Here is a 14,952-nt window from a genome sequence, read left to right on the forward strand (position 1 = left end):
TTATTATTGAATTTTCAAGGTGCATATGCACTTATTCAAGTGCGAAGTTTGAGTTTTTAACCATAATGGTGATGACGATGTCTTTTAGTAAAACCATTCAGATGTACATTTTTGACGGTAACCCTAATGGACGAATTATGTGTGAACTTTCCAATTGGAACGGACGCGTATATAAAGTCTCACGAAACGAATTGGCTGCATTCTCCAACCGTCCAGATTCTGAAAATACAGGCGTCTATTTTCTTCTTGGTAAAGACGAAAGCAATGTAGAGACTTTGTATGTAGGCGAGGCAGAAAAGATGCTTACAAGGTTAAAACAGCATCTAAAAGACTCTCTATATTGGAGCGACTGCATTATTGTAGTTAGTAAAGATAATTTATTGAACAAGGCTCACGTAAAATTTCTTGAAAACAAATTCTATGGTTTGGCCAAAACAGCCGGACGTTCTGTAGTAATAAACAGTACTGTTCCTACTTGTTCATCGATTTCAGAATACGATGAAGCAATGCTGTTAGAATTTATAAGCAATACAAAATTGCTTGTAAATACTCTTGGCTATAAAATTTTTGACACAATCGAGGACAGTTCTGTTAAGAAGCAAAATGGCAAAATCTTATTTTATATTCAAGCCGCTCGCGGCGCCGACGCTAAGGGTGTAATTGTAGCAGATGGCTTCGCCGTACTAAAAGATTCTGCAATCGCTACAACGACTGTTCCAAGTATGCCTGACAGTCTAAACCATTTGCGCAACGAATTGATTGGAAAAGGAATTGTCGACTCTACATTTCATTTTGTTAAAGATTACATTTTCACCAGTCCTTCTTTAGCTGCCGCAATAGTAATGGGAAGAAATGCCAATGGAAGAACTGAATGGAAAACAGCTGAACGCAAATCACTCAAAGACATTGAGGAAGAAAATCTTAACTAAGCAGTAAAAAATAGGGCGCATTGCGAGGATCTGTGCAGTGCGCCCTATTCCTATACTATTATTCCTTTTGCATTTTTCCGTTACTCCACCCGCAGGCGCTCCACCACCGAATAACGCTGGGTTATCCTGCAAGTTACCATTGGGATTGCAATTCCCAGAACAGCAAACAAAGGCAAAATTGCCATAATCGGCCAGATCGTAAAATGATAGGTAAAGAACCAAAGCATTCCATTGAGGCCGGGCCCCACAATGGGCGCTGTGGCCAGAATCAGTACAAGAGCCAGCAAGGCAGACCCCAGCGTATAGAGCAAGCCCTCCAGCGCCAGCATAGTTTGCAACTGCCGGGTGGTCATACCAATCGATTGAAGTACTGCCAGTTCACGGCGGCGGGCGGTGATGCCGGTGAGAATCGCGTTGAAAAAGTTAAGGATCCCTACAAGCCCTACAATGAAACTCAAAGCGCTGCCCAACAACAGAAACATGCTCCGAATGCTTTCGAACTCCCCGGCATAGGTTGCTTTGCTCTCATAATCAAACTGCGGGTTCACGTTCTCTGTGTAATCCTTAAGGAATGCTTCCATAGCCTCGTTGGCCTCTTCCGTAGTATCAAAGGCATAGTACATGATTGAGTCTGTACCGGTATCCCGAATAAACGTTTCAGCCCCCATAACAAACTCATCGGCCCCATAGTAACGGTAACTTAAAGCAGACGGGACTTCTACCAGAGCAGCCACAGTGTAACGAACATCCCGGTACTGCACCGCACGCTCAGCATACGTAGCGCCTTCCGGCACCTCTTCTCTAGAGCCGAAAACCTCCCCGGTATCAGGGTCATAATATTCGTATTCTTCCACATAGCGAATGGTCACCGTGTCCCCCAAGCGAGCCCAGTGGCTGTCCATCATCGGGTTGCCGTAGTCATCCGTGCTATATACGGCGGCAATGTAGTTCCCATCGGGTTCGTTGAGTTTGGAAAGATCCCCTTCCAGCACCGTCAACTGGTCCAGAGCAAATGGCTCCATACCGTAAAGCTGCACCCTGTCTGCTAGCAGGCCATCTGCCATTCGCTCCACAAAAGCCACCATGCTGTCCAACTGTTCCGGGGTATTCCAACGGCTCCACATAGAGCGATAATATTCCTCGGTAACGAACTCCTGCGCCGGCGCAGTTTTTCCGTAAACCCGGCCGCCACTCGTGATGCCACCCTGTGCTTCCACAGCGCTGATGACTTCTTCCGGGACTCCCATCTCAGCGTTATAAGCTTCACCCCCACTTTGGAACTGTCCTGCATCTGCCAGAATAAAATCGCTGGCAGTGAAGTTGGATATATATTTGTCCATATCAAAACCGTCTGTAAAGGTCACTGTCAGCGTCAACAGCACCACTGCAAGGGTCAGGGACAGCACCGTCAGGAAGGTCTTGCCCCGGCTGCGCCCCAGATTGGCCCAAGCCATAGATCGCAGCGATACGCGTTTACCGCTGCGGCTTTGCTTTCGTTTGAGTTCCTTGCCTTCGGTGTAGCGCACCGCTTCCACCGGAGACACCTTGCCTGCCAAACGGCCGGGACGGCGGCAAGAGATCAGCACCGTTACCAGTGCAAAAATCGCTGCACCTATAAACAGAACCGGATTGACAGAGACAACTGTCGTCACCCCGTTGAGCCGCGCAGTAATGGTCGGGGTGAGCACACCACCCAACAGCCAGCCCAGCAACAAGCCAATGGGGATTCCCACCAGTGAGAGAATCAGCGCCTGCATGCGGATGATTCGCCGCAGTTGCCGGGGTGTTGTTCCGATCGTTTTCAGCAAACCATAAAAACGAATATCCCCCGCCACAGAGATCTGAAACACATTGTAAATAATAAGATACCCGGTTAGGAGAATAAGGGCCAGCATCCCCACAAGAATAACCGCCACGGTGGGGTCCAGCTTATCCGAAAGTTGTGCCCCAGTATATCCCCAGTTAACACCGATAGAAATGTAGTTGTCCCCTGCCGTTTCGGACTGATACCCATGCTTGGCCAGAATTTCCTCCATATCAGCGGCTATGGAGCGAGCACCATGCTTGAGCATTACGTCTAAATTCCAGCTTCCCGTCATGCCATCACTGCCCGGCGGGGTAACTCCCACTTCAGCCAAAACGGCATTTACCCGGCTTTCCGGGATGAGAACGTGGTTGGCCACGATTGCCTCATCGTACTCCCACCAGCCGCACAATGTAAAGGTCTGGGTGGTTTCATGGCCGTCAACGTCAAAGGTGATGGTAAATTCCGCACCGATCTCCGGCGTCACCCCAAGCAGTTCCAGTACATGAGTGTCGGTGGCCGCCTCGTTGGTTCCCTCCTGCGGGAGCCGACCTTCTATGGGATTGCAGTACCCCCAACGAGCTTCGTTGGCATCGGAGTAACCGATCTCTACATGGGATTTATTGAAAGGGACCTCTCTGGGCATCCCCAAAAAGCGCCGGATACCGTATTCCTCGATCAGAGAATCCCCTTTCAGTTCCTCACATTGTTCTTCCGTCAGGTACTTGAAGCTGCCGTGCGAACATCCCCCGGCCTGCCGGAAATTGTTCTGTTGGATCCCTTCATTAATGGACATAGCAATGGTAAAGAGCGAAGTGAACAGCATCGCTGTCAGCGCAATCGCCAATACCGCCACAATGTTGCGTGTGCGGTTGGACAGCAGCGCGCGGATGCTCAATCGGCGAATACAGCCGTGATTGGATACCTTCATTGCTGTTGCCCCCTTATCGTTCAACGATCCGCCCATCCTCAATGCGGATGATGCGGTCAGCCATCTGGGCGATCTCTTCGTTGTGGGTGATCATAACCATTGTCTGACCAAATTTCTGCCCAGTCACCTTCATTAGACTCAGTACGTCCTGACTCGTCTTACTGTCCAGATTTCCGGTAGGCTCATCCGCCAGCAAAATGGCAGGCTTGGTTACCAATGCCCTTGCGATGGCAACACGCTGCTGCTGACCGCCGGAAAGTTGGTTGGGCAGATTTTTCAATTTCTTTTCCAGCCCTAAGGCCGATACCACCGCCCCGACAAACGCCTCATCCACCTTGTTGCCATCCAGTTGGATAGGCAAAACAATATTTTCCCACACGCTGAGAACAGGAACCAAATTAAAGGACTGAAACACAAAGCCGATTTTACGGCGGCGGAAAATGGTCAACGCCTCGTCCTTCAGTGTGAAGATATCCTTTCCGTCCACCGAAACGGTGCCCGCAGTAGGCCGGTCCAGTCCCCCCAGCATATGGAGCAAGGTGGACTTTCCGGAACCAGAAGTACCTACAATCGCCACAAATTCCCCCTGCCGGATGGTCAAATTTACACCGTCTAACGCTTTTACCTGCGTATCCCCAGAGCCGTAATACTTTTTCAAATCCTTGGTTTGTAGGATTGTCATTTCCGTTTCCTCCCAACGAAAAAGTCTGTATCGTCTTTTGACAATACAGACTTTACCATACGAATCTGTCCTTGCACTTTCGAGAATGTGATAGTTCTGACAGAATTGCTTTAAGGCCGTGGAAGAACCAGCGAAAACGTACTGCCCTTCCCCACCGCGCTCTCCACTTTCAGATACCCGCCCTGCTTTTCTGCAATCTGACGGGCGAGGTAAAGGCCGATTCCTACACCTTCTTCCCGGTAGTTTCCGGCGCTGCGGTAAAAGCGATGAAAAATTTTAGCTTGTTCTGTTTCCGAAATCCCCGGCCCCGTGTCCGCAACCTGAATAGCGGAGAACATTTCGTAGTTTTTCACTTCTACGGTCACACGCCCTTGGGCAGGGGTATACTTCACCGCATTGTCCAGAAGATTACATAGTGCTTCTTCTGTCCACTTTGGGTCAAAAACAGCCTTCCCTTCTGTTGACTCAACCGTAAGGGCAAGCCCTTTTCCCGCTGCTTTGGGCGCATACTGCGCTGTTGCGCGTTCCACCACGCAGGCCAGCTCCGATGTTTCTGGATGCAGCGTCAGAATTCCATTTTCCAACCGAGAGGTCTTCACCAGCGCTTCGATCAGGTTTTGGAGCTTGTCCGCTTGCACAGAAATCGCTTGAGCACACTCCGCCCCCTGCGGCGTAAGCGGCTGTTCCGCAAGGAGTTGGGTATAAAGCTGTAGATTGGCTACCGGTGTCTTTGTCTGATGGGAGATATCCGAGATGAAAGTACTCATCTGATCTTTCTGCTCTTGCACTTTCCGTGCTGACAATGCACTGGCTGTCAAATAGCGCGCCAACCGACTTTCCAGCGCAGAAACTCGGCTCTCGTCAAAGGATTCTTCTGTAAAATGTCCGTTAAAAGCAGCATTCAGCATGGCATCCAAACGCTTTATCGTGTGGACGGTCCTCCAGCGGTCAACCGCCACAATGACCAGCGCCACCAGTAATGCGCTCCCTGCCACAATGTACCCGATCATGGTTTCACCGCCCAGATATAACCGATACCATACACTGTTTTCAGATATTCCGGTTTGGCGGGGTCTTTTTCTAGTTTTGTGCGCAGCCGTTTGACCGTTACCGAAAGAGCGTTTTCTTCCACAAATTCCGCACCATCCGTCCACACCCGATCCACCAGTGTGGCGCGAGGTACAGCATGGCCTCGATTTTCTACCAGCACCCGCAGCAATTTCTGTTCGGTTTTGGACAGTTCCACTGCCATGCCGTTTTTGCGAAAGTTCATCCGTTCAAAATCAAAAAGAAACGGCCCGACCTCCATCTGAGAAGATGCCTGCACACTGCCACGGCGAAGCTGGGCCTGTACTCTGGCCCGCAGGATCGCCAGTGAAAACGGCTTCGTGATATAGTCGTCTGCTCCTGCCTCCAAACCGGTAACTTCGTCCATTTCCAAGTCGTTAGCAGTCAGTAAAATCGTTGGCGTTGCATCCCCTTGCGCCCGCCGCATTCGCAGCAGATCAAGCCCGCTCCCATCGGGCAGATTGATGTCCAAAATCAATAGATCAAATTGCATTTCCGCCAGCTTTTGCCTTGCCTGCACCATACTGTCTGCCAAAGTCACCACCCGATTGGGTCCGCTGAGCGCCATACCGATTCCTCGGCTGAGTGTAGCATCATCTTCCAGAAGAAAAATCCGTTCCATCATTCCTGCTCCAATAAAAACAAATTTCTGGGGTTGCTATGGTTCTAACGTCAAATCCATTCTCTTTTTGATTATAACAGTGCCAGCGCTTTTTGCAAACACAACCTTTACAAATCCACAAGAAAATAATGTTTGCTTCTTTTTTGCTACCCTAACGATTTTCTCGCAAAATCTCTCTCCGCTTTGCGTATAGAATCTCTCACAGGATATAGGCGTTTTCTTTATTCTTCAGATTGCAGCGGTCACACGTTTTTTGTTTTTCTTGTGTTTAGGCATCATCTACGGGATGCAGCTTCTCGCGGGGGCTTTATCTATTCACTTTCCTGTTTTTATGTCCTCATTCTTCTGCAAGAAGAATGGAACCGCGAGCTTCTGCCGCCGCCTCTAAACCAGCCAGTTTGTATCCCAAGGATTTAATTCGCAGCGTGGTGAGAAACAAGAAAAAAGCAAGGTTTCCTAAATGAGATTTCAAACGGTTTTGTGATATAATAAAAAATCCCAAAACATATCGAGGTGAGGTTCATGCAGAACAACCCCATTGCTCATCAGCGTATCCTTGATTGCGCATACATTGACGTAGACACATTATCCGAAAATTGTCATATCCCGCAGCAAGGCTATACTGAAAAACAAGCAGAGGAAAAACGTAACCAATACGGGCAGAATGTCGTATCAGGCAGAGCATCCGACACAGTGTTCTATCGCTTACGGCGGGCCTTTATCAATCCGTTTACCATTATCCTGTTTGTATTGGCTGCCGTTTCTTTCTTAACGGATGTCGTACTGGCATCCAATTTCAGTCGAAATATAACCACTGCGGCCATTATTGTATGTATGCTGCTGTTCAGCGGCATTGTACGTTTTATCCAAGAGATGCGTGCCAAGCGTATTGCCGATCATTTGACCCAAATGGTTTCTTCCACAGTCTTGGTACTCCGTAACGGGCAATGGCGCAAACTATCTTCAGAAGATCTTGTGGTGGGTGACAAGGTGTGCCTGTTTGCGGGCGAGCGCGTCCCAGCAGATATTCGATTGACACAAACAAAGGATCTTTTTGTTTCTCAGTCGGTTCTTACCGGCGAAAGCGCAATCCTTGAAAAAAATGCCGATACCCTTATTTACGGACAGGCCCATTCCTATTCCGACTACCATAATATCGCATTTATGGGGTCATCGATCACTGGCGGTACCGGGGAAGGTATTGTGCTTGCCGTCGGGAAAGATACCGTGTATGGTGGATTTCCCATAACAGAGTCCCGCCCCAAAAATGGGTTTGACCGGGGCGCCAATTCCATCGCCTGGGTGCTGATTCGGTTTATGGCCGTTTTGATTCCCATCGTGTTTGTTGCCTGTGGCTTGACCAAAGGCGACTGGCTTTCCGCTTTTTTATTTGCACTTTCTGTTGCGGTTGGCTTAACGCCCGAAATGCTACCCATGGTCATTAATGCCTGTCTGGCAAAAGGCAGTGCGGCCATGGGCAAAAAACAAACGGTGGTTAAAAACATCAATGCCATGCAGGGGTTCGGAAGCATGGATGTTTTGTGCGTTGACAAAACCGGAACTTTGACCGGCGACAGAATCACGCTGGAATATTACATGGACGTTTTGGGCAACGAATGCCAGAAAGCCTTAGATTTCGCCTACTTGAACAGTCTTTACCATACGGGGGTCCAAAACCATCTGGATGATGCTATCCTAAAATATCGGGAGCTTCCAGCGCAAAGGTATCATTATGAGGAATTGGAGCTGCAACATCCAAAATTGGACGAACTTCCTTTCGATCACGAGCGAAGGTATGCCAGCGTTCTGGTTCGACATGGAGAAGAGAATCTCTTGATTCTCAAAGGCAGCGTTGATGAAGTCTTCCAAAAATGCAGTTCCATTGAGCACAAAGCCGAACGTCATGAAATTGATATTCATGGACATGACAGCGTCCACGCCATTGTGGATGAGATGCTGGAAGACGGCATGAAGGTTCTTGCCGTTGCGTATAAAACGACGAAGCAGGAAACCATATCGCCGGAATGCGAGAATGGTTTAACCTTGCTGGGATATTTGGCATTTTTTGATGCGCCTAAACAAAGTGCCGCCGCTGCTATCGAGAAACTGCAAAAGTTACATGTCGGTGTACGGGTGTTAACCGGCGACAATCAAGAGACCGCGGTTTCTATCTGTCGTAGATTAGGGATCGATACTACGCATACTCTGACGGGTGCAGAACTTGAACATCTGACCGACAACGAGATTTCGGTTCATCTGGAACGCACGACAGTCTTCTCTGAATTGTCACCGAAGCAAAAAGTGCAAGTGGTGCAAACCCTTCGGGCCAATGGACACACCGTAGGCTTTTTAGGGGACGGCATGAACGATCTGCCGGCCATTGTAGAGTCCGATGTGGGGATCTCTGTGGATACCGCGGCAGAGACCGTCAAAGAAGCGGCAGATGTCGTCCTGCTGAAAAAAGATTTGATTGTTCTGGAACAAGGCATTCAGGAGGGACGCAAAGCCTTTGCCAATGTTTCAAAATATATCAAGATTACGGCCTCTTCAAACTTCGGGAACATATTCTCCATTGTCATTGCCAGCGTTTTTTTGCCGTTTTTCCCTATGACCGCTTTGCAGATCCTTCTGTTGAATCTTCTGTACGACATTTTATGTCTCGCGCTCCCTTGGGATCCGGTGGATGAGGCCGTCTGCGAAAAGCCACTTGAGTGGTCTGGCAAAACATTGGGGCGCTTTATGCGCTTTTTTGGGCCGATCAGCTCCGTTTTTGACATCATTACCTTCGCCTACCTGTTTTTTGTGTTGTGCCCCACCGCCTGCGGCGGCACGTTTGGCTCCTTACCCAGCAGCGAAGCGCGGTCGCACTTTATCGTTTTGTTCCAAACCGGCTGGTTTTTGGAGTCGATGTGGACGCAGATTCTGATCTTGCATCTTTTACGCACACAAAAAATCCCCTTCCTGCAAAGTCAACCATCCGGCCCTGTCATGCTGGTCACCCTACTTGGCACCATACTTTTTACATTCCTTACCTTTACCCCGATGGGCGCATGGATCGGCCTGACGGCTTTACCGCCAGTCTATTTTCTATTTTTACTGGTTACTGTCTTCTGCTATCTGCTGTGGGTTACACTGGCCAAACAGTGGTACATTCGGCGGTACCATGAACTACTCTGAGGAAGGAGGAATCCGCAATGAAAAAGAATATTGGTTTTATCTCTCTGGACGCCTCCTTGGTCAAGTGGCTTCGAGAGGCACTCCAAACTTCTGCGCCACAGACTCCCTCCACACAGGAACTGCTGGAAGGCGTTAAAGATTTGCTGACTGGAACCGCCGGTTCCCTTATGTTGGAATTAGGGGAAGGTGATTTTTCAGCATCGGGGAGTGACGTCCTCTGCTGCGGCCCCCTTTCCATTGATTTAAGATTGCGCAGGGTAAGCCGGAACAGCGAGGAAATTGCATTAACGCCCAAGGAGTTTGATATTCTATGCTTTCTAGCCCGCAACCGCGGAGAGGTGTCCACAAAAGAACAAATCTATCAGGCAGTGTGGGAAAATGACTACTTACTGGATGACAGTAATATCATGGCGTTTATCCGAAAACTACGCAAAAAGATCGAACCCAATCCTGATGCCCCAGAATATATTCTGACCATTTGGGGTATTGGCTACAAATTCAACGACAAACTATAATTCAAAAATCTTACCAAATCGCAAGAAAATCGCAAGGTTCTGACCATGGGATTTTTCTTGCGATTTTTTTATACTGGTTAGGCTGACCGGCAAGACGCACATGCCCCAAATTGATTTTATCCTGCACATTCCGCTTTTCTGTTTCTCTGGGACAAAGATAATCCGCTCTGCGGCTGTTCGCTGCAGAGAACGGTTTTTATAGATATTCCATAAAAAAGAGAGGTGAACGACATGGACTCCGATGGAAGTCCCCGAAGGCATCGAGTAGTCAGTATATGGAAATCGGAAGTCTGTGTTCTTCATATACTCCTACTTGCCTCTATATCAATACTGGGAGGTAAGACCAATGTACAAGAAACAAAATTCCATTTCTGCCCGTAAGGCTGCGGAGAAGGCCGTAGTCCGGGATGAACAGAATCGCCGCATCGAATACGCGGCAACCAATCCGGTCAAAGGTGTTTTGCAAGAGCTTCACACCACACTTTGTGGCCTTGATGCACAAGCGGTATCCGCAAGCCGTGCACAATATGGCAGCAACAAGGTTACCCATGAGAAGAAGAAATCTTTGGCAAGGCGGTTGGCTGACGCATTTATCAATCCTTTTACCGCCATCCTGTTCTTTTTAGCTCTGGTATCTACCATGACCGATATGGTTTTTCCGTACTATTCTCTTTTTGGCAGTGTGCCGGAAGACTTTGACTGCCTGACGGTAGTCATTATCCTAACCATGGTCATAATTTCCGGTACGCTTCGGTTTGTGCAGGAATCTCGGAGCGGTAATGCGGCAGAAAAGCTTCTGGCCATGATTACCACCACCTGTACAGTCACCCGCAAAAATCAGGAAAAAGCGGAGCTTCCTATGGATGAGCTGGTGGTAGGCGATATTGTGCATCTATCCGCCGGCGACATGATTTCCGCTGATGTTCGCATTCTGGAAGCAAAAGATCTTTTTGTGAGTCAGGCCAGCCTGACTGGCGAGAGCGAGCCTGTAGAAAAAACGTCCCATGTAAGCGATCCGAAAGAAAGTGTAACGGACTATTCAAACATTGCGTTTATGGGAAGTAATGTGGTTTCCGGCAGCGCGGTCGCAGTAACGGTGTGCGTCGGGGACAATACGCTATTCGGTTCCATGGCTTCTGCTGTTGCCGGAGATGCGGTGGAAACCAGTTTTACCAAAGGCGTAAACGCAGTTTCTTGGGTTCTGATTCGTTTTATGGCGGTGATGGTGCCGCTGGTATTCGTCATAAACGGCATTACGAAGGGAGATTGGTTAAGTGCTTTTCTGTTCGGCATTTCCATTGCTGTCGGCCTGACCCCGGAAATGCTTCCCATGATTGTGACCACCTGCCTTGCCAAGGGTGCAGTGTCCATGAGCAAGAAACAGACAATCGTAAAAAACCTCAACTCGATCCAGAATTTCGGGGCAATCGACATTCTCTGCACAGATAAAACCGGTACCCTGACACAGGATCAGGTGGTTTTGGAATATCATCTCAATGTTAATGGCGACGACGACACCCGTGTCCTGCGCCACGCATATCTCAACAGCTATTTCCAGACCGGATACAAAAACCTGATGGATCTGGCGATCATCCGCAAGACCGAGGAAGCCGAGGATGAGGATTCCCGACTGGTCGATCTGTCTGAACATTACACGAAGGTCGACGAGATTCCCTTCGATTTTACCCGCCGCCGCTTAACTACTGTCGTACAAGACAAACGCGGTAAAACGCAGATGGTGACGAAAGGCGCCGTGGAAGAAATGCTGTCGATCTGCTCTTTCGCAGAATGTGACGGCAGCGTTCAGCCTTTGACGGAAAAGGTGCGCCAACGTATTCTTCAGACGGTGGACGACTTAAATGACAAAGGTTTTCGTGTTCTTGCCATTGCGCAAAAAAGCAATCCCTCTCCCGTGGGTACGTTTGGTACCAAGGATGAATGTGACATGGTTCTGATCGGTTATCTGGCTTTTCTGGATCCGCCGAAGGAATCTACGGCAGATGCCATCAAAGCCTTGCGGGACCACGGTGTCATAACCAAAATCCTAACCGGCGACAATGATAAGGTCACCCGCACCATCTGCAAACAGGTGGGATTAAAGGTGCGAAATATGTTGCTGGGGTCTGATTTGGAACATATGAGCAACGCCGAGTTGGCAAAGGCTGCCGAAAGTACCGATGTTTTTGCCAAGCTGACTCCGGATCAGAAAGCTCGTGTAGTGTCTGTCCTTCGAGAATGCGGTCACACCGTCGGTTTTATGGGGGATGGCATCAACGATGCCGCCGCCATGAAAGCAGCCGACATCGGTATTTCTGTGGATACCGCTGTGGATGTCGCCAAAGAGTCTGCGGATATCATCCTGCTGGAAAAGGATCTGATGGTTTTGGAGCAGGGCATTATTGAAGGCCGCAAGACCTACGCCAACATGATCAAATACATCAAAATGACCGCATCCTCCAACTTTGGCAATATGTTCTCTGTGCTGGCCGCATCAGCACTGCTCCCCTTCCTGCCCATGATGAGCGTCCATTTGATTTTCCTAAATCTGATTTACGATCTCTCCTGTACCGCAATCCCTTGGGACAATGTAGATGAGGAATTTATCGCAAAGCCTCGGAAATGGGATGCCTCCAGCGTAGGCAATTTCATGATTTGGATCGGTCCCACCAGCTCTATCTTTGACTTTACCACCTACCTGTTCATGTACTTTGTATTCTGTCCGCTCTTCATTTCCGGCGGTGTGCTGTTCAACGATCTGCCCGCCCACTTCAGCGGAGCTGAACTTGCTATGATGCAGGCAAAATATATTGGGCTATTTCAAGCAGGCTGGTTTGTGGAATCCATGTGGAGCCAGACGTTGATCATCCATATGATCCGCACCCCCAAGCTCCCCTTTATTCAGAGCCGCGCCTCCGTCCCCCTGACGCTTCTGTCTATAACGGGAATTGCAGTACTTACCATTATTCCGTTTACCCCCTTTGGCGCAATGCTTGGATTTGTAGCTCTACCTGCCGCCTACTTTGCTTACTTAATTCCGTGCATCCTGCTGTACATGGTATTGGCCACCAGTCTAAAGAAAGCCTATGTGCGGCACTATGGCGAGTTACTATAAATTGGGGAGGTGTTTGCTATGAATTGGACAATGTTTTGGATGAACTTGTTGGGCACCACATCTTTTTGGGGAATTAATATGGGATTTTGGGTCGGAATGATCGTTGTTTTACTGGTGGTTGTCTTAATGAACGTAGTGTTCTGGAGTATGCCCCCTCAAAAAACAGATTCCATCCCATAACCTCCATTTCAGAACATCGTGCCCTTTACAGAAACAGCCGCTTCCTTTGGCATGGATGTTTCATTAAATAAAAAAGGTCTAACTGATCAGCAAAAATCAGTTAGACCTTTTCTCTTGAAATAAAAATCCTGCGTATTCGCAAGCCACCCAAATCACCAGAATAACTCTGAAATTGACGGGTGCTATCAATCTGCTATCAAAGGGGAAATCTGAAATCCAGAAACCCAGTATTTATGCGGGTTTACAGGCTCTCATATCCACTTTTTACTTATTCAAACTCAATCGTAGCCGGCGGTTTGGTCGTGTAATCAAACAGCACGCGGTTAATATTTTTTACTTCATTGACAATGCGGTTAGCAGCCGTAGTAATGGTAGCCGTGGGCAGCAACGTTACTTCAGCCGTCATAAAATCGGTAGTCGTAACGGCGCGCAAAGCAATCGCGTAATCATAGGTACGCTCATCGCCCATAACGCCAACACTGCGCATATTGGTCAACGCTGCAAAATACTGGCTGGGACGCTGGTCCATGGGCAGCTTGTCAACCTCTTCACGCCAAATTGCATCGGCGTCCTGTACAATGGCTACCTTCTCCGGGGTAACATCCCCAATAATGCGAATGGCAAGACCGGGCCCCGGGAACGGCTGACGTGCCACCAAGTATTCCGGCAAGCCCAGCTCTCGGCCCGCTTGGCGTACCTCGTCTTTAAACAAATCCCGCAGAGGTTCTACAATTTCTTTAAAGTCCACAAAGTCAGGCAAGCCGCCTACGTTGTGATGGCTCTTGATCGTTGCAGACTCACCGCCCAGACCGCTTTCCACGACATCTGGGTAGATGGTTCCCTGTGCCAGAAAATCTACCGCGCCAATCTTCTTCGCTTCGTCTTCAAAAACGCGGATAAATTCCTCACCGATGATTTTACGCTTACGCTCCGGCGCAGTCTCCCCCGCCAGTTTGCCGTAAAAACGGTCACGGGCGTCCACACAGACAAAATTAATGTCAAACCCCGAATACTTCACAGACCTGTTCCCGCTCGTTTTTACGCAGCAGACCATGATCCACAAAAACACAAGTCAGTTGTTTCCCAATGGCTTTGGCCAACATAGCGGCACACACACTGGAATCAACGCCGCCAGACAAAGCGCAAAGCACCTTGCCATCACCAATTTTCTCGCGAAGTGCCTGTACAGAATGCTCCACAAAAGAGTCCATCTTCCACGTGCCGGCACAGCCACAGACTTCATAAACAAAGTTATGCAAAATTTGCGTGCCGTTCTCGGTATGAAGCACTTCCGGGTGGAACTGCACGCAATACAGCCCACGAGCCGAATCCTGCGCAGCCGCAACCGGACAATTCGGTGTATGTGCAACAATCTGGAAGTCAGGGGCTGCCGTTTCGATATAATCGTTATGGCTCATCCAGCAGATATTTTGCGCCGGCAAACCCTTGAAAAGAGGACTGCTTGTATCCAAATCAACCAGAGTTTTTCCATATTCGCGTTCCGGTGCCTTCGTTACATTGCCGCCCAGCATATGCATCATTAACTGACTGCCATAGCAGATTCCCAGAATGGGCACACCCCATGTGTAAATTTCGGGATCGATCGTCGGGGAATCCGGCAAATAAGCACTATTGGGGCCACCAGTGAAGATGATTCCCTTCGGATTCTTGGCTTTAATTTTAGCAAGGTCCGTGCGATACGAGTAGATCTCGCAATACACATTACATTCACGGACGCGACGTGCAATCAGCTGATTATACTGGCCGCCGAAGTCCAGAACAATGACAGTCTCCTGCTGCATGGAGGTACTCCCTTCTCTTTTTTCTTTCCTATTATCTATGTATTATAGCATACTGCCATCTTGTTGAACAGATGGCAGATCAAAAAATCTTTTGCCTTCTTTACGCGAGGAAACTATACAAAAAGGCAGG

General features: G+C 48.8%; 9 protein-coding genes and 1 pseudogene. 5 read left to right on the forward strand and 5 right to left on the reverse strand.

Features of this window, described 5'->3' with window-relative positions:
• On the forward strand, positions 1-929 hold a 929-nt coding region (locus Q0526_RS01110; RefSeq protein WP_298730005.1), incomplete at its 5' end, for a GIY-YIG nuclease family protein.
• 80 nt (positions 930-1,009) lie between these two features.
• Here the strand turns inward: Q0526_RS01110 and Q0526_RS01115 are convergent.
• The 4 genes from Q0526_RS01115 to Q0526_RS01130 form a co-directional block, all read right to left on the reverse strand.
• Positions 1,010-3,664: an ABC transporter permease gene (locus tag Q0526_RS01115; protein ID WP_298730007.1), complete on the reverse strand. Its 2,655-nt coding sequence runs from the start codon at positions 3,662-3,664 to the stop codon at positions 1,010-1,012.
• A 13-nt stretch (positions 3,665-3,677) separates the two neighbouring features.
• Positions 3,678-4,346: an ABC transporter ATP-binding protein gene (locus Q0526_RS01120; RefSeq protein ID WP_298730009.1), complete on the reverse strand. Its 669-nt coding sequence runs from the start codon at positions 4,344-4,346 to the stop codon at positions 3,678-3,680.
• 110 nt (positions 4,347-4,456) lie between these two features.
• Entirely contained in the window at positions 4,457-5,356 is a 900-nt protein-coding gene (locus tag Q0526_RS01125; RefSeq protein WP_298730011.1) for a HAMP domain-containing sensor histidine kinase, read from the reverse strand.
• Positions 5,353-6,036, reverse strand: a complete 684-nt coding sequence (locus Q0526_RS01130) for a response regulator transcription factor (protein WP_298730021.1) — start codon at positions 6,034-6,036, stop codon at positions 5,353-5,355. Before Q0526_RS01130 ends, Q0526_RS01125 begins: the two co-directional genes overlap by 4 nt.
• Before the next feature lie 522 nt (positions 6,037-6,558).
• On the opposite strand from Q0526_RS01130, the gene mgtA (Q0526_RS01135) reads away from it, so the two are divergent.
• The 4 genes from mgtA (Q0526_RS01135) to Q0526_RS01150 all read left to right on the forward strand — a co-directional run bounded on the left by mgtA (Q0526_RS01135) (position 6,559) and on the right by Q0526_RS01150 (position 13,020).
• The gene (gene mgtA, locus Q0526_RS01135; protein WP_298730013.1) at positions 6,559-9,213 is read left to right on the forward strand and encodes a magnesium-translocating P-type ATPase; all 2,655 of its coding nucleotides are present in this window, start codon (positions 6,559-6,561) and stop codon (positions 9,211-9,213) included.
• Positions 9,214-9,230: 17 nt separating this feature from the next.
• On the forward strand, positions 9,231-9,728 hold the full coding sequence (locus tag Q0526_RS01140; RefSeq protein WP_298730015.1) for a winged helix-turn-helix domain-containing protein: 498 nt from the start codon (positions 9,231-9,233) through the stop codon (positions 9,726-9,728).
• A gap of 346 nt (positions 9,729-10,074) precedes the next feature.
• Positions 10,075-12,840, forward strand: a complete 2,766-nt coding sequence (mgtA, locus tag Q0526_RS01145; protein ID WP_298730017.1) for a magnesium-translocating P-type ATPase — start codon at positions 10,075-10,077, stop codon at positions 12,838-12,840.
• An 18-nt stretch (positions 12,841-12,858) separates the two neighbouring features.
• Complete coding sequence (locus Q0526_RS01150; RefSeq protein WP_298730019.1) at positions 12,859-13,020, forward strand: hypothetical protein; 162 nt, start codon at positions 12,859-12,861, stop codon at positions 13,018-13,020.
• Positions 13,021-13,288: 268 nt separating this feature from the next.
• Here Q0526_RS01150 and guaA read toward each other — a convergent pair.
• A pseudogene (guaA, locus tag Q0526_RS01155) lies at positions 13,289-14,822 on the reverse strand (glutamine-hydrolyzing GMP synthase).
• Positions 14,823-14,952: the final 130 nt, after the last annotated feature.

It is taken from the genome of uncultured Subdoligranulum sp., assembly GCF_937890665.1.